The following is a 15656-nucleotide window of genomic DNA, read 5'->3' as shown; positions in this document are numbered from 1 at the left end:
CCCTTCTAGACTATAAATCAATCACTTAGGTAGCAATATTGTACGCCCTAACGCTGCCGCAAAGGCAAGCATTTCAGGGGCTGTCCGCCATATTGTACGCGGAAAAATTGACAGTAATCCTGTGGATAACTCACTCAGCTGATGGGTTCACCACCGGCAGGCTGAGGTCATAGACGTCCAGCATTGCCTCACTTCTATGTCCGCTGGCCTGCTGCTTCTCACCCCTGGTGCCGGCAGTGTCGGTAATCCCCCGCCGCTTCAGGTCGTGCATGCCGAAGCGCTCCTCCTCCGAGATAATTCCCTCCTCCAGCGCGCTGTCGATGAAGCGCCACCACGCCGAGTCCAGGCTCGATTTCTGCAGCGCCCCGCCGTGGGCGGCCACGATCAGGCGGCGCTGCTCTGCCTGGATCGGCACCGGCATGGCCTTCGCCTTCCAGATCGAAGCCCTGTACTCCTTCGCCGCATCCCAAGCAGCTCGCAGCCTCGGCGTCCACCTGACGACGTTGTCGCGGCTTCCCTTCCTCCGGTTGGTCACCACCCCCTCTTCCGTCTCGTTCGCATCGGTGAGTGTCACCGTCTCGATTCCGCGCAGGCGGCACAGGTAGCTGATCTCCATCACGTACCAGAGGTATGGGGAGCAGGCGCCCTTCTGGCCTCGCTTGAGCTTACCCAACTCCTGCGCGCGCTGGATCAGCCTGGCCATAACCACCGGGGTAGGAAGTCTCCGCCGCTTGCGCTCCTTGGGCGCCTCGATCCCCTGCGCCGGGTTGACGTCGACATACCCCCGGTTCCTTCCCCACTGCATAACCCTGCGAAGGTAGCGCAGCACGTGGGCCGCTTTCGACGGTGTGCCTTCCTGGGCGATCTTGTCCACCAGGCGCTGGATCAGGGGTGGCGTGAACTTGCGCACGGACAGATGACCCAGGGTCTTACCCGGGATCTTCGTCGGCAGGCTCACCAGCACGTCGCGGCAGTAGTCGTAATCGTCCTGGCTGCTCTTCTGCAGCCTGGTGAACTTGTCGCTGAGGCGGAACTGCTCGCAGAGGTAGCGCAGGCTGTCGCGATCGACGCCATGGATGTCCTCGACCAGCTTGTGCAGCTCGGAAAGCGTCACATCGGCGCCGCACAGGTTCTTGCGCTGCCGCCGGCCGGCCTCGTTGAAGGAAAGCATGTACCATGTGCCGCTGCCTCGATGATCGAAGTACACGCCGTTCGGGATCGCACTCTGGTCGATGTGCCCGGGGATGCGCGGGTTGTGCTGCCGTTTCCTGCCGCTCTTCATCCGAGGATATCCGGGCTATAGCTGTCGGGCTGCTGGGCGGCCTGGATACCGCCGGCGCTGTTGATCAGGTCAATGGTAGTCCATGGCCCTTTACGGCCCAGGAACAGCTTGATGCCCTGCGCGCGCATGGTCCGCTCCACGTCGGAGCGCCGGGAGTATCCAGTGATGCGCTGCAGGTCCTCGAATTCAAGAATCTGTGCGTTGCTCATCGAGCACCTCTTCGTGGCGCGCTACGTTTTCATTTCCGCTATTGCGTGGCGCGCGCATCCCTTCCGGGCGCCGAGCCTTCTCGAGCAAGTGCTCGATCAGGCCTGCCACCTCCAGCACCCCAACCGCATAGCTGTGAGGCCTGCCAAGCGCCGCACGCTGCAGCTGTGCGTGAAGGCCCTCCAGATCTGCGCGCTTACGGATCATCCCTCTGGCTCGCTCAACCATGCCTAGAGCCTCACGGCGGCCCTCGATTCGCAGCACCAGGTCGACTCTCTGGCCGACACCTGCAGCCGATCCCTGGAATTCCCCGGCGGCGAAGACTTCGGCCGCCAGGGTGGCAGCCGCGCGAAGCGTCTCAGCCGCCGCCTCTTCAGAGACCTGCTCGCGCCGGCCGGCCTGACGGTCCCTGGCTCGCTTCAGTGCTGCGGCAGCGATAGGGTTCATTTGGCACCACTCCGGCCAACCTGAACGCATTCCAGGGTGACGCGAGAGCCATCGCCGATAGCGCCAGTTAAGGCCTTGCTTCGCAGCTCGTCGCGCTGGTCAGCGGCGAGCCAGGCGAATGCGAACATGACCCAAAAAAGGAGGCCGAAGAACCACGCGAAGAATCGGTAGAATTGAAAGTCCATCACCACCCCCTTTCCTTAATCTCGTGCAAGCCGGCCTCGACGAGGACGTCTCGTACGATCCGCAGGCTGACCCGCAGCTGCTTGGCGATTGCGTGGTGGGCCGTAACGCCGCTCTGATGCAGCTCAAGAATCTTCGGCCGCGCTGCCTCTTTCGCCGCAGTGGCTCTCCTGCGCTGCGCCTCATTCCTGGCGGTCATGGGTCGAAGGATCAGGGTCATTTCTTCTCTCCTCCCGCGCCCGTTTTCACGATAAACGCCAGGCAAAGTTTGGATTCGCCGTTTTCACCCTCGATAGCGCACTTGGCGGCCAGCGGGTCGGCGCCCGACGCGATTGCCCTCTCGATCTGGATGTGACGGTTGGCGGTGCAGGCGGCCGGCGAGCAAAGGACGGTGGCTGCGCACAGCAGCCCGAACAGCCAAACGATCATCTCGGAGATGCTCATATGCGTTTTCCTTGATCAGTGAGGTCAGAACCCTTCCACTCTTTGGTGAAGGCGTTCTCCATGGCCTTCGCCAGATCTGAGGCCATGGCATGCTGGTCGTCGCAGATGCAGCTGTCTCGGTCCTCCATCTCGTCACGCAGGAAGCGCTCCGAATAGGCCTTCAGTTGATCGCGAAGCTCTCGGAGGAAAACCAGTTCTCGGTAGAGACCCGCCGGGATGCGCGAACTGCAGGGCAGGGAGGCAGGTAACATCGGCGCAGCCAGCAGCAGAGCAGCGTAGGCATCGTCCATTTCGGGATCGTCAATGGCTCGCCGCTTGCGGTACCAGGTTTCGGCGAATGCGACGACCATATCCGTGGTGATCTGCCATGGCACTGCAACCCAGTAAGCTCCGGGCTGGGTGGCGCTGGCGCCCTGGCCCTTCGATGACATGAAGCGGAAGCCGTCTCGAATATCCTGCGGAGCAAGATCTCCAGAAACGGTCACGTGCCGTAGTGCCACGGCGAGAAACTCAAGAACCTCGGCGTCGCTCCAGTTCTCTGGGCTCGCGCCGGCGTAGTTCGTGGACTGAAAAATGGTTGTCTCGCTCACTTCATCACCTCCGGCTTGCGCTCCACGACCCTGCTGGAGCCATCCTGACCGTGCACCACCATCGCTGGCGCTTGGCGAACAACGGTGCCGTTCGGCTGCATCCGGTGAGTGGGCATGCCATGGAATGGGCCGCCAGGCGCGAAGGGGTCAGGCAGCTTGTCGCTGTTCCTGGCCATCCAGTCCGCCATGTAGATCATGACGACCGCAGAGAGCGGGCCCATCTCGAACCAGAACCCGCTCTTGTCGGCCTGCTGGCGGTACGTGGCGCTGTCTTCGTAGCGGTCCGTGAAAAGCAGCCCGACCAGCCCGCCTTCTTCGTACCTGATTGCGGCCTTCTCACGGTGGACCGGGTTGATACACAGCACATCGGCGACCAAGCCGAAAGAGGTATCACCAAGGCCTGCCATATCGGCGCGGACGATGTATTCACCGATGTGCATGAGCTGGTCGCGATAAGCTCGCCGCATGCCCTTGTTCGCTAGGGATATCCGTTCAATGCGTGCCTCGGTGAATGGCAGGCCCTTGCGAAGATCCCTGATCTTCTGCACGCACTCCAGCGACATCCGGTCGCGCTCGCGAATCAGGGTGCGGACGATTCGACGAAGGATGATCAGGCTCGTCAGTGCCGAGATTCCTGGATCGGTATAGATCTCCAGCAGTCGCTTGGTGCGTTCTTCGGCGTTCAGCATGCGGCACCTCCTGCCTGCACCCCGGCCAGCTCAATCGCGAGATCGGAGGTGCGCCCATAGAAACGCCCCGCGTCCTCGTTGATGAAGCGCTCGAGGATCGCCTGCACCTGATCGGCGGTGTGCCGCACGACGGGGATGTGCCCGACAATGCTGCCGCTGCCGGCCAGGTCCTTCGCGTTGGGCTCACGGATGATCGGGAGGGACTTGACCGGCCGCACCCATTTCTCTTTGAAAGCCCAGTTCGTGGAAGGCGTGCACCAGGGGAGCAGGTGCAGGCACCAGGCGCTACCGGCGGCCTTCTGCGTGCTCGACCAATACTCCGCCGAGCAGCTTGCCCCGCTGAAGGCCTGGTCGCCGAAGCGCTGGAAGCGTTCAACCTGCAGCAGGTTGACCTGCAGGACCAGCAGCTCGTCTCGCGCCGGTATGTGCCATCCGGTCTGGCCGCCGATGACCATCCCAAGAACGCGGGAGGCTATCGCGCTTCCGGCCTCGGCCATGGCTCGTGTGTTGGCCAGGCCGTCGATGTAGCTCTCAGCTGCTCGGACGTTGGCCCTCGGTCCGGGGCGATCCCACCATTGGGCAGGTAACTCCAACTCGCGCGGCGCGACCACCAGGGCTCGCTCCTCGCCGTGTAGGTAATAGCGGCCCGCGTAGTAGCCGCCTTGCATGGCATGGCCCAGGCCAGGGAGTTCGCGCTCAGCGACCGGCTTGATGTGCGGAGCCCTCATAGCCGGAACCCCTGCTGCTGAAGCTCTGGCGCGGCGGGGTAGCTGGAGTCGGTCACCTCCGGCCAGCACTGGAGAGCCTGGCCCATGAGGACGCAGGTGACGTCGTTGCCGCGGACAATGCGAGGCCCGTCCTTCTGGTCCTGGATGGCGCCGTAGAAGAACGCCGAGCCGAGCATCAGGAAGGAGACCAGCAGGCCGTAAGCGATCCACAGCAGCACGCCCTGGCTGCTCGACTTGCGATCATTTGCCATCGGCGGCCTCCGGGATCAGCAGATATCGGCCATCGGTGCAGGACATCTCCCCGTCCACGGTGATGGTGAGATTTCGCAGCTCGAAGTCGGCGCTCGATATCCTGCATGCCATGGCTCCGGCGCGATGCTTCTGCTCGCCTGAGCCGATCATCTTCGGGAAGCGAGCCACCGAAAGAGCTGCCATCATCCCGGCGTAGTGGCCGGCCTGCTCATCAGTGCGTGCGCTGTATTCGCGCATGAAGGCCTCGCCCATCGCGCCCAGGAAGCCTTCCCAGCCCGGGTACTGCTGGAAGTAGTCCAGAAGGGTGCCATCGGTTCGCGCTACAGATTCGGAATCGTTGATATCGTGGCGCGAAGCTCCGAGACGCCGCGCTTGTGCGTGGACCACTCCGCCGCCGGTGAAGTCCTTCAGGGCGTCAAGCTTCACGGAGAGCTCGCCGATGACATGGGCGTGCTTTGCCACTGCGCCTGCAGGCCGCGCGGAAACATCGGGCAGCAGGCCTGCGCATCGGGCCTTCTCCCAGCCATCCATGAACATCTTCAGCAGATCGACAGATAAGGGGTCTCCCCATCCAGAATCGGCTAACGCTCGCTCGAGGTCAGCGACGAGGCCGCTCTCTTGATCAGCTCGGAAAGAGCGCTCCAGGCGCAAAACCGTCTCGCTATTGAGCGAGCGCTTCGATACAGAGCTGCTTTCCTTAAGCTGGTCGTGGAGTTGCTTGGGCATCCGAACACCAAACGGCTGTCGGCGGTTCATGACGAAACCTCGCTCATGCGGAGTTGTTGGCTTAGAAGAGCCTTGCGGTACTGCGGAGTGGTTGGTTGCCCATGGGCTTCACGTGCATTGCCGGCTCCGTCACCCCAACCGGCATCAGCCCAGGCAATGAACGACAGCACGCTACAGATCAGCCACAGCGCCGGTACCAGGCCGGCGATAAGCACCATCTCCGGCCTCGGGCTGAAGAACATGACCGGGGCCAGGTAGAGGAGGGCGAAGGATGTGCAGGCGAACCAGCAGGCGAGCGCCAGGGCGATGAGAATGCGCTTGGCCATCAGATGACACCCCGCCGGATCAGGTCGCGAGACACGGAGCTGGCGTGAGCTGCTGCGGCCTTGAGGTCGGCCACGGTCAGCGCGTCGATGTCCTTGCCGAGGGCGCGGATGTGCTCAGCGAATGCGCGCTCGGCGCTGAGGTTCCAGCCGGTGAAGAAGCCGCTGAAGTCGTGCATCTCTTCGTGGAGCTTGAGCGCCCACACGTTGATCGGGTCGTTGCGATCCCAGGACATGTTACGCCACCCAGGCCGCTTCGATGCGGCGAACGGAGGTGAACGTCTCAACCCGGCGCGGGCCGGCAGGGCGGCGGACGGCATTGGGGTTCTGCTGCAGGCCGACCAGAAGGGCGAGGATCATGCACAGAGCGGGTGCGATGATTCCGCGACGGAAAGCTTCTGCCACCAACGCTGCGCGCTTGTAGGTCTGGAGCTTGTGCATGACGCGCTCAACCGCACCCTTCACCGTGCGCGGCGAGATACCAGCGCTCTGCGCGACCTGCTTGTCGGTTTCACCGGCAGCAATAGCGAGAAGGCAGCGCAGCTCGCGCTCCGCAATCCCTGAATCGAGACTGCCCTTCCAACCTTGTACTGTGATTGTGCGGTTCATGAAAAAGGTACCATTGGTTCTCGTTTGGGCTAGATTGCGCTGCCGGCGATCTAGTGTCAAGAACCATTGGTACCTATTACGCGCAAAAAAAACCGCCTGGTCGGCGGATTTTTGGCTGGCTACCTTGAGCTACATGAACATCTCTGCCCAGAAAACCCGACCCAGCACTTCGATTGAGTACTCCTCGATCTCACTCCTTGAATATGACTCATCGGGATGTTCATCATGGTTGAAGCTTCGAACTCTCAAGCCTCCATTGGGGGCTCTATAAAGGGATTTGATCCTTAGCTGTCCATCTTGAGAGATGGCATAAACCTTTCCGTCAACGATAGAGGTTGATCCTCGATCAACTGCAACGGTGCTGCCATGAGGAAGCACGGGGGACATGCTATTTCCTGTCACCCTGACGCACACGACACGATCAAACTGAACACCGGCAGCGCGGAGCGTTGCCTTTGGGAATCTCATTTTCTGAGAGCAGCTGACCTCAACCGCGGTACGCCCAGCCCCGCCTGAAAGCTCCACTTCCTCGAAGAACGGCACCTCAACTTCATCGTCCGAGGGAGGGAGCCCCTCATCAAATACAGCAATCGGAAGCATGTCGGGAGCGTGGACTGTCCCGCTCTCGGGGGGAGACTGGAGAGCTAGCTCATCACTTCCCCATACCAGCCATGGCAGACCGACCTTCAAAAGGGTAGCGATCTTGAGTACTCGCTCATTGCTTGGAGTTGAGTCTCCGTTGAGCCATTTCTGAGCGGCCTTATTGGTCACCCCTGTTTCCCGCGCAAGACGAGCTGCCAGCCCGCGCGACGGAATATTCGCCCGCTTCGCTGCCTCACGCAGGCGTGCCGCAAAGGCGAGTCGGTCATGATTGTCGTATGAAAGTACCATTAGTCCATTATCCTTGAGCTTGACGGAACTTTCAGTTCCTGTTCAACTGGTACCGACGGTCCTAATTGGTGTTTCTATGAGCTCGATAAAGACAGCTGTTGAGGCAGTCGGTGGCTCTTCAAGTGCGGCCAAGATATGCGGAGTCAGCCCTCGGGCAGTGAACAAATGGATTGCGGCGGGGAAGCTGCCTCGCACCGAGTACACCGGGGAAACGAGGCACGCCAAGAACCTTGCCGCTGCCGCCGGGACGTTCACTTCTGAGTGGCTGCTCTCAACCGCAGCAAGAGCCCCGGCCAGCCTTGATGAAAAGACTACTGAATCTGCTCCAGAGCAGTAAGCGCTGAATCTACCTGTTTTTTTGAACAGTGGTTTCTGACAGGCCAGGCGCCTTGAGGATGGATTCGATGTTGAGGCGAGGAGTTCGAATGATTTTTTCTGAACCGGAGGTGCCGGGCATTTAGTAGCGGCTAACTGGTTCATTGTCCGCTCACGATTCTGCGGGCATGAAAAAACCCGCCTTGCAGGGCGGGCTCTCAACACCACTCGTTGCAGCGAGTGGTTGTACTTCATCGCTATAGAGGAGCGAGGAAATGTCACACCCCGAAGTTACCAAAGAGACCCGTGATGCGCAAGGGGAACAGGAGCCCCTTTCAGCCGTAGAGATTGCATACGACGCCGTCGAATGCATGAGGCTCGAGCTGCTCAGTGCGCGTGAACTGATCTCGGTTCTCCGTGCAATCGACCGCGATATGGACTCGACGCAGCACATCCGCGAGCTATGCCGAGCAGGGATGAAGGCAGCCGAGTACGTATGCGAAGGGCTGGATGCAATGGCCGATGTTTTCACGGTCCAGCTTGAAGAGCTCCAGGGACTAGGAGCGCCAACCCAAAGCGAGGAGGTGGCTCATGTCTAGTCGCCCCATCCGCAGCGAATCTCAGGTGTTGGCAGACCGCCTGCAAGAAAGCATCCACTCCATCGGGTCGCTGGCCGAGATCCTCTCCGAAGACATCGCCTACGAGGGGTCCGAGCCTGGTCCAAGGCTCACTCCTGGCGGTCAGGCCTCAATCCACTTCGCAATTCTCACCATCTCCAGGTGCGCTCAGGAAGACCTGATAGCGCTGCTGGATGACCTGCAGGTGCCGGCATGAACAAGCGCAACGTAGTTCGCGAGGTGGCCAGCGATGCCATCTCGCAGATCGAGTGCAGTCTCGAGCGAATCAGGATGCTTTCCGCCTCCCTGCATGTGATCAAAGGGCAACTCAAGCAAAGCCCTGATTTCGAGCATCTCGCCGAGGTAGCGGCATTGGCGGCCTACAGCGCTGATGACTGGCACAACATCCTCGACTGCGAGCGCGAGCGGCTGACAGAGCGACTTGATGCTCAGGCCGCCGGAGGTAATGCATGAGCATCATGAGCGTGACCGCCGCGACAATGACCAGCCTCGAGCTGGTGGAATTCATCAACAGCCACCGCCAGCGGCAAGCAGAGGCCGCCGGCCAAGACTTTCCCTCCAAGGGTTTTGCAAAGCTTGAGCACGCCGACTTCATGAAGAAGGTTGTCGAGGTGCTGGGCGGCAATGCCGGAAATTTTTCCGGCATCTATCGAGACAGTCGTAACCGAGAGCAGCAGTGCTACCGCCTCCCGAAGCGCGAATCCTGCCTGATGGCCATGTCTTACAGCTATGACCTGCAGGCGGCCGTCTTCGATCACATGACCGCCCTTGAGGCACAGCTCGGCGCCCCGGGCTACGCCGTGCCTCGCACCAGGGCGGAAGCCCTTCGGCTGGCTGCAGACCTAGAGGAGCGCGCCGCCGCCCTGCAGCTGGAGAACCAAAAGCAGGCCGAAGCCATCGCCAGCCTCGAGTCGCTGTTCCTGTCCGGGGAGACGCCCACCCAGTTCTGCAAGCGCTTGAACGGCGTGAACTGCTCCCGGGTGAACAGCACCCTGCTCGAAATTGGCTGGCTCTACGACGAGAACCGCGGGGAGAACGGCTCCCCTCGCTACCGCGTAGCCAGCCGTGTCCGCGACAAGTACCTCACCGAACGCCCCCGGAAGATCGCGCCGGAGGGCGGTGAAGCCTTCATCAAGTACGACCTGCAGCTGCTCCTGGCCGGCGCCCAGCGCCTGCACCAGCTCTACATGCAGCAAAAGCTGGCCATGAAATCCACATGGGATGGCCGCTTCACGCAGGCCAAGCACACCGGGGAGACCATCTAATGAAAAATTCCGACAAAACCAATCAGCTCTTGGAGCGTGTGGCTCGCGCCGGCGTTGACCTGGTTGAGGCTGAGCGCGGTCTCCGCCAGGCCCGCGCCGAGATCCGCGCCATGTACGCCACCTACTTCCGTGCACACGGCCGCCCGGAAGGGGATTTCAACCCCTACAACGAGGCATTCAGGGGGGTCGTCCAGTTCACCGCCGCAGCGAATGATCGCCGGAGCGGTGCCCGCCAGAAGGTCTACAACGCTCGCCGCCGCCTGGAGAGCGCAGTTCGTGCATTGGGGCGCGCCAAATGAGCATTCAGTCCATGACCTGGGCGCTTGAGCAGCGGGTCGTTACCGACGCCACCACGCGCCACGTTCTTCTCTGCCTGGCCAACTACGCCGACAAGGACGGGAGGGGCTCTTTCCCTTCCGCCGCAAGCCTTTCCGAGGACACCGGGCTGTCGGAGCGGACGGTCCGCTACAAGCTCGACGCACTCGAGAGGATGGGGGTTATACGCCGGGGTAATCAGGCTATCGCTGCCGCCTACATCGACCGCTCTGATCGCCGCCCCGTTGTCTACGACATCGTAATGAGCCGGGTGCAGCAGGTGCACCCCGTAGAGGTCGACGGGGTGCAAATGAAGACGGAACGGGGTGCAAATGACGACGCTACGGGGTGCACCAGCTGCACCCAATCCGTCATTGATCCGTCAATAAACCGAAAAGCTATACGCCACCCCAAGGGTGACGCCGCGCCTGAATGGGTATCAGCGGAGGCTATGGTCGACTCGATGCCAGGCCTAACGCTGGGGGTGGCCAAGGACTATCTGGCCATGCGCCGCACCAAGCGAGCGAAGCTCACCGACCGAGCCTGGAAGGGCATATCCAAGACCCTGCACGAACTGGCCCGCCACCGGGTTACTCCTGACGACGCGCTGAGCAAGGCGATTGAGCGAGCCTGGACCGGCCTCGAGGTGTCGTGGTTCAGGAACGCCGGTTTGCTCCCTGCGTCCACCGGCACCCTGACCAACCTCCCTACGCACGCACCCAGCCCGGAGAATTTCGATGGCCGATTCTAGTTTCCTGAAGGCCCCGGCGAAGAAGCGCGGGGAACCCATGTACGACAGCTGCCCCGAGCACGGCCAGTTCGAGTCCTGGCTGACTGAGCAGTTCGATGGCACCTGGAAGGCGAACTCCTGCCAGCAGTGCCAGTGGCAGGCGCTGAACTGGCGCCACGTCGCCGAGGCGGACCGGAGCGCAGCTCGCGAGGCGAAGCGCGCCGAGATCGTGAACCAGCGCCTGATCGCCAGTGGCATCACGCCGCGCTTCCGCTCCTGCAGCTTCGACAACTTCGACCACGCCGACGACCAGGCAAAGCGCTCAGCCCTCGAGTCCTGCCGCCGCTACGCCGAGGACTTCGAGGCCGTGCAGCGTGAGGGGCGGTCGCAGCTGCTGCTGGGCAATCTCGGTACCGGCAAGACGCACCTGGCCAGCGCCATCGTCCAGAGCGTCATCCGCAAGTACTCGGCAACGGCGATCGTCACGACGGCCAGTGAGATTGCTCGCGCGGTCAAGGCGACGTTCGCCAGGTCGTCCAAGATCAGCGAGCGGGACGTCCTGGACGAACTGGCCAGCGTTGACCTGCTGGTGATCGACGAGGTTGGAGTGCAGGTCAGCACCGGCGACTTCGGCCCAGGCCTGCTTCACGAGGTGATCGATCGCCGGTACCAGCAGGTGCTTCCGACCATCGTGATCAGCAACGTCACTGCCGAAGAGCTGCCCCGGTTCATCGGTGATCGTGCGCTGGACCGGCTCCGCCAGGGTTCCAGCCGCCTTGTGCGCTTCACCTGGGATTCGGCGCGAGGTGACGCATGAGCGAGTTCCTGAGCCCAGCGCTGTACAGCCTTGAGGCTGAACACGGCGTGCTGGGAGCGATCATGCTCAGCAGCCTGCAGGGTGACCTACAGGTGGTCGAGCAGGCCCTCGACACCGTGACCTCCCAGGACTTCGCCTTCGAGAACAACGCTGCTCTCCTGCAGGCCCTGCGCGACACTCACGCCGAGGGCATGCCTCTGGACCCGGTAACGGTTGGCATCACCTGCCGGCAGCTGCCCGACGGCGAGTTGACCATGGCCTATGCCTCGGAGATCACCCGGGACGTTCCTTCGGCGGCGAACTGGAAGGCCTACGCCGACCACCTGCGAAAGCTGACCGTGCTGCGCCAAGTCGTTGACGCCGGCCGGGCCGTTCAGGAGGCAGCCACCGCCGGCGGCGCCTTGGCGGAAGTGGTCGCCAAGGCGCAGCAGGCCGTGGCAGATCTGCGCGATATCGACGGCGCCGAGCATGACGTGGTCCGTATCGGCGACTTGCTGCCTGCTGAGGTTGACCGCATCGACGCTGGCTTCAACGGGCAGCTTGAACCGAGCCTGTCCACTGGATTGGCGGACCTTGATGATCTGCTGGGCGGCGGCCTTCGGAGCAAGTCAATGATCGTGATTGCGGGCAGGCCTGCTTCCGGCAAGACAACCCTTGGCCTTCAGATTGCGCAGAACATTGCGCTGAGCGGGGCTGGAGTGGCTCTAGTGTTCTCTCTGGAGATGCCCAGGGAGCAGTTGGTGCGTCGATCCCTGGCTTCCGTAGGAGGATTGAGCCTGCAGCGCCTGGGCGACCCAAGGAAGATGCAGGACGAAGACTGGCCAAAGCTCACTCACGCGGTTAGTCGTCTTAACGAAGCACCTCTGTATCTCTGCGATCGCCCGACAATGAGCGTTCCACGGATTCGCTCTGAAGCGAGGAAGGTGCAAAGACAGCTTGGTCTGTCTGTGGTGGTGGTGGATTACATCGGCCTGATCGCCGGCGAAGGCCCCAATCGCGCTGAGCGCATCGCGGCGATCTCCACTTCTCTCAAGACCCTCGCCAAAGAGCTCGACGTCCCAATTCTGGTGTTGGCTCAGCTCAATCGAGACTCCACTAAGCGGGCTGGAGCGGCCAAGCGCCCCCAGGCGAGCGAGCTCCGCGACAGCGGCCAGATCGAGCAGGATGCCGACATTGTGTTGCTTGTGCATTGCGACAAGGAGACCGACGCCGGCCGCGCCGGAGTGACTGAGCTAATTCTCGACAAGGCGAGAGATGCCAAGGCCGGCAGCTGCAACGTCCAGCAGGAAGGCCAGTACGCCCGATTCACTGACCTCTTCACCCGCGACTACAGCCAAGACGAAGTCGAGATGGGCCGCCCCTACCGCGGTCGCCAGTACTCCCAGGGAGACGACGAATGAGCAATGAGAAACGCGGGCCGCTGGTGATGCCGGCGACCCTGGAGGAGTGCGCCTCCGTGATGGAACGGCTGAGCTTCGACTGCACCAACATCCGCACTCAGGTGGAAGCCGCCAAGGCCAACCAGCGCGCCACCGGGCGCTATTCGGACCCGATGTGGTTCGCCAGGGCTACGGCCGCCCTGCGCTGGATGAGTCGCGACCGCCAACGCCTGCAGGAACACATGGCCAAGCTTCGCAAGGCGTCACGTGCGGCGACCGAGACCAGCCGTGACAAACTGCTGATCGAGGCCCTCCGTCAGCACGTGTCGCCAGAGGTGTTCTTTCGCTGTGTCGCCGAAGTGACCCTGCAACTGCCGACCTATTTCGTCGACAGTCAGCCGGGAGGTGATGCATGACCGCGCGCACCGAACGGACGACGTTCACCGATGCCGCTATCCGCGCCGCTGCCGGCGAGCAGGATGTGCGGGAGCTGCGCGATATGCGCCACCCGGCCCTGCGCTTCCGCTTCAGCCAGGACCGCCAGAGCGGCACCTGGTGGGTGGTGATCGCTGACGACTGGTCGAGGCTGGGTCGCTGGCCCGGCCTTGCCGCGAAGGCTGCCCTGAACGCCTTGCCGTTGGCACTGGAACGCCTGGCCGTGGACCGCAAGGCCGCGGTGGTGTCCTCCGCCTGGCGCACCGTGGGTGACCTGCTGCGCTGGTACGGCGCCCGCGTGGATGGCGACAGGAGCATCACCGCCAAGCGCCGTGACGACGTGGGGACCGCTCTCGAGCGACACCTGCTGCCGGCTCTGGGGGAAGTGGTGCTGCTGGACCTCAGCTCCGACGCGGTGGACCGCCAGCTGATCTGGCCGCTGATGGAGAGCCTGTCGCCGGCCTACGTGCGGCAGATCCTGCGCGTCCTGCTGGCCGCCCTGCGCCAGGCGGTGAAGCTGAAGCTGCTGCTGGCCAACCCGCTGGACGGGGTGAAGTTCTCCGACTTCGTGGCCAAGCGGATCAAGCCGAAGCCGGCCCGCTTGCACGCCATGCTGGTTGAGCAGCTCCTCGCCAACCTCTGCGAACTGTTCAGGAAGGACCCCAGGAGCGCGATGCTGGCGCTTTTGATGCTCACCCATGGCACCCGCATAGGGGAGAGCCGAAAAACGCGATGGCGGCACCTCAGCTTCACGGAGTGCATCTGGCTTCTTCCAGCCCAGAACACGAAGACGGGCGTGCAGCACGAACTCCCGCTCACCAGCCAGGTGGTGGCGCTGCTCAAGCGCTACCAGGAACACCAGCGCCGCACCATCGGCCAGCAGGACTACCTCTTCCCCGGCGCCAATGGGCAGCCGTTGTCGGCCCGGCAGGCCTCAGCCCTGTTCCGCAACATCAGCTCGGGCGAGTGGACCAGCCACGACCTGCGCAAGGTGGCCCGCACCGGCTGGACTGACCTTGGCGTCGACTACCTGGTGGGCGAGCTGCTGGTCAACCACGCATTGCCAGACATGGCCACCACCTACATCAGGACCCATGCCCGCCGCCTGCAGCGTGAGGCGCTGGAACTGTGGTGCGCCTGGCTGGACGAGCGCGGTTTCGATGCCATCCACGGCAAGACAGAGACGAGTAGCGCCGATTCGCAAAACAGCGATGAAGCCAGCAGCAGCGCGCTAGATACGGCAATTCCGCCTCCTACCGGTAGGAGGGGGAAGGAAGCCCCCGAGGGGTGGCTGTGATGATCGACAAACCCTCCCCCTTCGCCCTGCCTCGCAAGGTGATGACCGAGATCGAGCGGCGCTTCCTGAAGCTGGCCGCCGAGGAGTTGGCCAGCACCAAGCCAGGCGGAACCCAGGCCTTGGCTGCCCTGCTGGACCTGGTCGCCTCCTGGCACGGAGACCGCGCCGGGAAGCCCTTTCACGAATACGGCCGAGGCTGGGTTGCCGAGGGCAATGCCCGGCACCCGGCGGCAGACGCACTGCTGCGCGACCTCTTCGGCCTCAATAACGAACCCGACCCACGGAGGGCGGCATGACCATGATTCTTCTGGAGAAGGCCTCCGGCCTGGCCATCAACCCGGCCGACCTGAGCAGTATGCGTATCCGACATTCGTCCGGTGGCACCACCCTGGAGCTCGCCATGCGCACCGGCGAAGTGATCCAGGTCGCGCACCGCCCCGGCATGCACGAAGGCGCTGACATCTACAGCGTGCACAAGCAGCTGATGGAGGTCGCATGACGGTCTATCGCGATGTGATGCCCGCCATCGTGCGGGTAATAGCCGCTGACACCATGGACAGCACTGCCCGCCAGAGCTGGCAGAAGCTGATCGAGCGCAAGGTGGACGGTGGCTTCCGGGCGCTGCTTGGCGCCAGGGATCAGTTCGACTTCGACTGCATCCTGCACGCCTTGCTGCACCGAGAGCTCACTTCGGCGGAGTGGGACGTGCTCTATGCCAAGTACTCAACCCATGATCGCCGCCGGCTCGACGCAATCAATCGGCTCATCCCGAAGATATCCGCGCCGTGCCCTCACCTGTTCCTGACCAAGGCTGTCTACACCTGGGCAATCCCGAAGCTGAAAGGAAAGGACGGCAAGCGCTCCACGCATGTGCTGCGCCTCCCTGATGCGTTCTATGACATCAACACCTGGGACATGGATGCCCGACCGGACTCCACCCGCAGCCGATGGCGCCGAGGGATCTGGAAGTCTCTCGACGCTTTGGAAGAGCAGGCCGTGGTTCGGGTTACCGAGATCCTTGAGCGCGAGCAGTTGATCTAGCTGTCTTCGCTCATCTGTGCGCAGTAGGGTTGACGACTGTGAGCAGATGAGCG

General features: G+C 62.6%; 28 protein-coding genes. 13 read left to right on the top strand and 15 right to left on the bottom strand.

Going from position 1 to position 15656, the window contains the following annotated elements; translation table 11 throughout:
- Positions 1-130: 130 nt before the first annotated feature.
- The 15 genes from HSX14_RS29035 to HSX14_RS28965 all read right to left on the bottom strand — a co-directional run bounded on the left by HSX14_RS29035 (position 131) and on the right by HSX14_RS28965 (position 7251).
- The gene (locus tag HSX14_RS29035) at positions 131-1282 is read right to left on the bottom strand and encodes a site-specific integrase (RefSeq protein ID WP_173178618.1); all 1152 of its coding nucleotides are present in this window, start codon (positions 1280-1282) and stop codon (positions 131-133) included.
- The gene (locus tag HSX14_RS29030) at positions 1279-1491 is read right to left on the bottom strand and encodes a hypothetical protein (protein WP_173178619.1); all 213 of its coding nucleotides are present in this window, start codon (positions 1489-1491) and stop codon (positions 1279-1281) included. The genes HSX14_RS29035 and HSX14_RS29030 overlap by 4 nt, the downstream gene beginning before the upstream one ends.
- Entirely contained in the window at positions 1469-1936 is a 468-nt protein-coding gene (locus HSX14_RS29025; RefSeq protein ID WP_173178620.1) for a hypothetical protein, read from the bottom strand. Before HSX14_RS29025 ends, HSX14_RS29030 begins: the two co-directional genes overlap by 23 nt.
- Complete coding sequence (locus tag HSX14_RS29020) at positions 1933-2121, bottom strand: hypothetical protein (protein ID WP_173178621.1); 189 nt, start codon at positions 2119-2121, stop codon at positions 1933-1935. Before HSX14_RS29020 ends, HSX14_RS29025 begins: the two co-directional genes overlap by 4 nt.
- On the bottom strand, positions 2121-2339 hold the full coding sequence (locus tag HSX14_RS29015) for a hypothetical protein (RefSeq protein WP_173178622.1): 219 nt from the start codon (positions 2337-2339) through the stop codon (positions 2121-2123). The genes HSX14_RS29020 and HSX14_RS29015 overlap by 1 nt, the downstream gene beginning before the upstream one ends.
- Positions 2336-2563, bottom strand: coding sequence for a hypothetical protein (locus HSX14_RS29010; RefSeq protein ID WP_173178623.1), 228 nt, complete (start codon positions 2561-2563; stop codon positions 2336-2338). The genes HSX14_RS29015 and HSX14_RS29010 overlap by 4 nt, the downstream gene beginning before the upstream one ends.
- Positions 2560-3153, bottom strand: a complete 594-nt coding sequence (locus HSX14_RS29005) for a hypothetical protein (protein ID WP_173178624.1) — start codon at positions 3151-3153, stop codon at positions 2560-2562. The genes HSX14_RS29010 and HSX14_RS29005 overlap by 4 nt, the downstream gene beginning before the upstream one ends.
- Positions 3150-3842 (bottom strand): hypothetical protein, encoded by a 693-nt coding sequence (locus HSX14_RS29000; RefSeq protein WP_173178625.1) that lies wholly within the window; start codon positions 3840-3842, stop codon positions 3150-3152. The genes HSX14_RS29005 and HSX14_RS29000 overlap by 4 nt, the downstream gene beginning before the upstream one ends.
- Positions 3836-4570 (bottom strand): hypothetical protein, encoded by a 735-nt coding sequence (locus HSX14_RS28995; protein ID WP_228723512.1) that lies wholly within the window; start codon positions 4568-4570, stop codon positions 3836-3838. Before HSX14_RS28995 ends, HSX14_RS29000 begins: the two co-directional genes overlap by 7 nt.
- Positions 4567-4821 carry a hypothetical protein gene (locus HSX14_RS28990; RefSeq protein WP_173178626.1) on the bottom strand — a complete coding sequence of 85 codons (255 nt, stop codon included), beginning with the start codon at positions 4819-4821 and terminating at the stop codon, positions 4567-4569. The genes HSX14_RS28995 and HSX14_RS28990 overlap by 4 nt, the downstream gene beginning before the upstream one ends.
- Entirely contained in the window at positions 4811-5578 is a 768-nt protein-coding gene (locus HSX14_RS28985; protein WP_274384359.1) for an Arc family DNA-binding protein, read from the bottom strand. The genes HSX14_RS28990 and HSX14_RS28985 overlap by 11 nt, the downstream gene beginning before the upstream one ends.
- Positions 5575-5874, bottom strand: a complete 300-nt coding sequence (locus HSX14_RS28980) for a hypothetical protein (protein WP_173178628.1) — start codon at positions 5872-5874, stop codon at positions 5575-5577. The genes HSX14_RS28985 and HSX14_RS28980 overlap by 4 nt, the downstream gene beginning before the upstream one ends.
- A complete protein-coding gene (locus tag HSX14_RS28975; RefSeq protein ID WP_173178629.1) occupies positions 5874-6107 on the bottom strand; it encodes a hypothetical protein in 234 nt (77 codons plus the stop codon). Before HSX14_RS28975 ends, HSX14_RS28980 begins: the two co-directional genes overlap by 1 nt.
- Position 6108: 1 nt before the next feature.
- Positions 6109-6480: a response regulator transcription factor gene (locus tag HSX14_RS28970; protein WP_173178630.1), complete on the bottom strand. Its 372-nt coding sequence runs from the start codon at positions 6478-6480 to the stop codon at positions 6109-6111.
- A 129-nt stretch (positions 6481-6609) separates the two neighbouring features.
- Positions 6610-7251, bottom strand: a complete 642-nt coding sequence (locus HSX14_RS28965; RefSeq protein ID WP_230428039.1) for a helix-turn-helix transcriptional regulator — start codon at positions 7249-7251, stop codon at positions 6610-6612.
- Between the two features lie 710 nt (positions 7252-7961).
- Between HSX14_RS28965 and HSX14_RS28960 the strand changes: the two genes are divergently transcribed.
- Genes HSX14_RS28960 through HSX14_RS28895 form a run of 13 tightly spaced genes read left to right on the top strand, consistent with a single transcriptional unit; the run spans position 7962 to position 15603 of the window.
- Complete coding sequence (locus tag HSX14_RS28960; RefSeq protein WP_173178632.1) at positions 7962-8285, top strand: hypothetical protein; 324 nt, start codon at positions 7962-7964, stop codon at positions 8283-8285.
- A complete protein-coding gene (locus tag HSX14_RS28955; RefSeq protein ID WP_173178633.1) occupies positions 8278-8520 on the top strand; it encodes a hypothetical protein in 243 nt (80 codons plus the stop codon). Before HSX14_RS28960 ends, HSX14_RS28955 begins: the two co-directional genes overlap by 8 nt.
- Entirely contained in the window at positions 8517-8777 is a 261-nt protein-coding gene (locus tag HSX14_RS28950; protein ID WP_173178634.1) for a hypothetical protein, read from the top strand. The genes HSX14_RS28955 and HSX14_RS28950 overlap by 4 nt, the downstream gene beginning before the upstream one ends.
- Positions 8774-9589, top strand: coding sequence for a phage antirepressor protein (locus HSX14_RS28945; protein ID WP_228723511.1), 816 nt, complete (start codon positions 8774-8776; stop codon positions 9587-9589). The genes HSX14_RS28950 and HSX14_RS28945 overlap by 4 nt, the downstream gene beginning before the upstream one ends.
- The gene (locus HSX14_RS28940; RefSeq protein ID WP_173178635.1) at positions 9589-9888 is read left to right on the top strand and encodes a hypothetical protein; all 300 of its coding nucleotides are present in this window, start codon (positions 9589-9591) and stop codon (positions 9886-9888) included. The genes HSX14_RS28945 and HSX14_RS28940 overlap by 1 nt, the downstream gene beginning before the upstream one ends.
- Positions 9885-10655, top strand: a complete 771-nt coding sequence (locus HSX14_RS31315) for a helix-turn-helix domain-containing protein (RefSeq protein ID WP_228723510.1) — start codon at positions 9885-9887, stop codon at positions 10653-10655. The genes HSX14_RS28940 and HSX14_RS31315 overlap by 4 nt, the downstream gene beginning before the upstream one ends.
- On the top strand, positions 10642-11451 hold the full coding sequence (locus HSX14_RS28925) for an ATP-binding protein (protein ID WP_173178637.1): 810 nt from the start codon (positions 10642-10644) through the stop codon (positions 11449-11451). Before HSX14_RS31315 ends, HSX14_RS28925 begins: the two co-directional genes overlap by 14 nt.
- The gene (locus tag HSX14_RS28920; RefSeq protein ID WP_173178638.1) at positions 11448-12851 is read left to right on the top strand and encodes a replicative DNA helicase; all 1404 of its coding nucleotides are present in this window, start codon (positions 11448-11450) and stop codon (positions 12849-12851) included. The genes HSX14_RS28925 and HSX14_RS28920 overlap by 4 nt, the downstream gene beginning before the upstream one ends.
- Positions 12848-13246, top strand: a complete 399-nt coding sequence (locus HSX14_RS28915; RefSeq protein WP_173178639.1) for a hypothetical protein — start codon at positions 12848-12850, stop codon at positions 13244-13246. The genes HSX14_RS28920 and HSX14_RS28915 overlap by 4 nt, the downstream gene beginning before the upstream one ends.
- On the top strand, positions 13243-14562 hold the full coding sequence (locus HSX14_RS28910; RefSeq protein WP_173178640.1) for a tyrosine-type recombinase/integrase: 1320 nt from the start codon (positions 13243-13245) through the stop codon (positions 14560-14562). Before HSX14_RS28915 ends, HSX14_RS28910 begins: the two co-directional genes overlap by 4 nt.
- Positions 14562-14858, top strand: coding sequence for a hypothetical protein (locus HSX14_RS28905; RefSeq protein WP_173178641.1), 297 nt, complete (start codon positions 14562-14564; stop codon positions 14856-14858). The genes HSX14_RS28910 and HSX14_RS28905 overlap by 1 nt, the downstream gene beginning before the upstream one ends.
- Positions 14855-15061 carry a hypothetical protein gene (locus tag HSX14_RS28900; RefSeq protein ID WP_173178642.1) on the top strand — a complete coding sequence of 69 codons (207 nt, stop codon included), beginning with the start codon at positions 14855-14857 and terminating at the stop codon, positions 15059-15061. Before HSX14_RS28905 ends, HSX14_RS28900 begins: the two co-directional genes overlap by 4 nt.
- On the top strand, positions 15058-15603 hold the full coding sequence (locus tag HSX14_RS28895) for a hypothetical protein (RefSeq protein WP_173178643.1): 546 nt from the start codon (positions 15058-15060) through the stop codon (positions 15601-15603). The genes HSX14_RS28900 and HSX14_RS28895 overlap by 4 nt, the downstream gene beginning before the upstream one ends.
- The last annotated feature ends 53 nt before the right edge of the window (positions 15604-15656 follow it).

The organism is Pseudomonas tohonis, assembly GCF_012767755.2.
Taxonomy (GTDB): domain Bacteria; phylum Pseudomonadota; class Gammaproteobacteria; order Pseudomonadales; family Pseudomonadaceae; genus Metapseudomonas; species Metapseudomonas tohonis.
This window is presented reverse-complemented; position numbering and strand designations above follow the sequence as displayed.

Excerpts from the sequence above, each read along its gene's own strand:
- HSX14_RS28985 (WP_274384359.1), bottom strand. The coding sequence starts at position 5,578 with ATGAACCGCCGACAGCCGTTTGGTGTTCGGATGCCCAAGCAACTCCAC.
- HSX14_RS29025 (WP_173178620.1), bottom strand. The coding sequence starts at position 1,936 with ATGAACCCTATCGCTGCCGCAGCACTGAAGCGAGCCAGGGACCGTCAG.
- HSX14_RS29000 (WP_173178625.1), bottom strand. The coding sequence starts at position 3,842 with ATGCTGAACGCCGAAGAACGCACCAAGCGACTGCTGGAGATCTATACC.
- HSX14_RS28940 (WP_173178635.1), top strand. The coding sequence starts at position 9,589 with ATGAAAAATTCCGACAAAACCAATCAGCTCTTGGAGCGTGTGGCTCGC.
- HSX14_RS28980 (WP_173178628.1), bottom strand. The coding sequence starts at position 5,874 with ATGGCCAAGCGCATTCTCATCGCCCTGGCGCTCGCCTGCTGGTTCGCC.
- HSX14_RS29015 (WP_173178622.1), bottom strand. The coding sequence starts at position 2,339 with ATGACCCTGATCCTTCGACCCATGACCGCCAGGAATGAGGCGCAGCGC.
- HSX14_RS29010 (WP_173178623.1), bottom strand. The coding sequence starts at position 2,563 with ATGAGCATCTCCGAGATGATCGTTTGGCTGTTCGGGCTGCTGTGCGCA.
- HSX14_RS29030 (WP_173178619.1), bottom strand. The coding sequence starts at position 1,491 with ATGAGCAACGCACAGATTCTTGAATTCGAGGACCTGCAGCGCATCACT.
- HSX14_RS28995 (WP_228723512.1), bottom strand. The coding sequence starts at position 4,570 with ATGAGGGCTCCGCACATCAAGCCGGTCGCTGAGCGCGAACTCCCTGGC.
- HSX14_RS28920 (WP_173178638.1), top strand. The coding sequence starts at position 11,448 with ATGAGCGAGTTCCTGAGCCCAGCGCTGTACAGCCTTGAGGCTGAACAC.
- HSX14_RS28975 (WP_173178629.1), bottom strand. The coding sequence starts at position 6,107 with ATGTCCTGGGATCGCAACGACCCGATCAACGTGTGGGCGCTCAAGCTC.
- HSX14_RS28905 (WP_173178641.1), top strand. The coding sequence starts at position 14,562 with ATGATCGACAAACCCTCCCCCTTCGCCCTGCCTCGCAAGGTGATGACC.
- HSX14_RS28955 (WP_173178633.1), top strand. The coding sequence starts at position 8,278 with ATGTCTAGTCGCCCCATCCGCAGCGAATCTCAGGTGTTGGCAGACCGC.
- HSX14_RS28895 (WP_173178643.1), top strand. The coding sequence starts at position 15,058 with ATGACGGTCTATCGCGATGTGATGCCCGCCATCGTGCGGGTAATAGCC.
- HSX14_RS28900 (WP_173178642.1), top strand. The coding sequence starts at position 14,855 with ATGACCATGATTCTTCTGGAGAAGGCCTCCGGCCTGGCCATCAACCCG.
- HSX14_RS28950 (WP_173178634.1), top strand. The coding sequence starts at position 8,517 with ATGAACAAGCGCAACGTAGTTCGCGAGGTGGCCAGCGATGCCATCTCG.
- HSX14_RS28970 (WP_173178630.1), bottom strand. The coding sequence starts at position 6,480 with ATGAACCGCACAATCACAGTACAAGGTTGGAAGGGCAGTCTCGATTCA.
- HSX14_RS28915 (WP_173178639.1), top strand. The coding sequence starts at position 12,848 with ATGAGCAATGAGAAACGCGGGCCGCTGGTGATGCCGGCGACCCTGGAG.
- HSX14_RS31315 (WP_228723510.1), top strand. The coding sequence starts at position 9,885 with ATGAGCATTCAGTCCATGACCTGGGCGCTTGAGCAGCGGGTCGTTACC.
- HSX14_RS28910 (WP_173178640.1), top strand. The coding sequence starts at position 13,243 with ATGACCGCGCGCACCGAACGGACGACGTTCACCGATGCCGCTATCCGC.
- HSX14_RS29020 (WP_173178621.1), bottom strand. The coding sequence starts at position 2,121 with ATGGACTTTCAATTCTACCGATTCTTCGCGTGGTTCTTCGGCCTCCTT.
- HSX14_RS28925 (WP_173178637.1), top strand. The coding sequence starts at position 10,642 with ATGGCCGATTCTAGTTTCCTGAAGGCCCCGGCGAAGAAGCGCGGGGAA.
- HSX14_RS28945 (WP_228723511.1), top strand. The coding sequence starts at position 8,774 with ATGAGCATCATGAGCGTGACCGCCGCGACAATGACCAGCCTCGAGCTG.
- HSX14_RS28990 (WP_173178626.1), bottom strand. The coding sequence starts at position 4,821 with ATGGCAAATGATCGCAAGTCGAGCAGCCAGGGCGTGCTGCTGTGGATC.
- HSX14_RS29035 (WP_173178618.1), bottom strand. The coding sequence starts at position 1,282 with ATGAAGAGCGGCAGGAAACGGCAGCACAACCCGCGCATCCCCGGGCAC.
- HSX14_RS28960 (WP_173178632.1), top strand. The coding sequence starts at position 7,962 with ATGTCACACCCCGAAGTTACCAAAGAGACCCGTGATGCGCAAGGGGAA.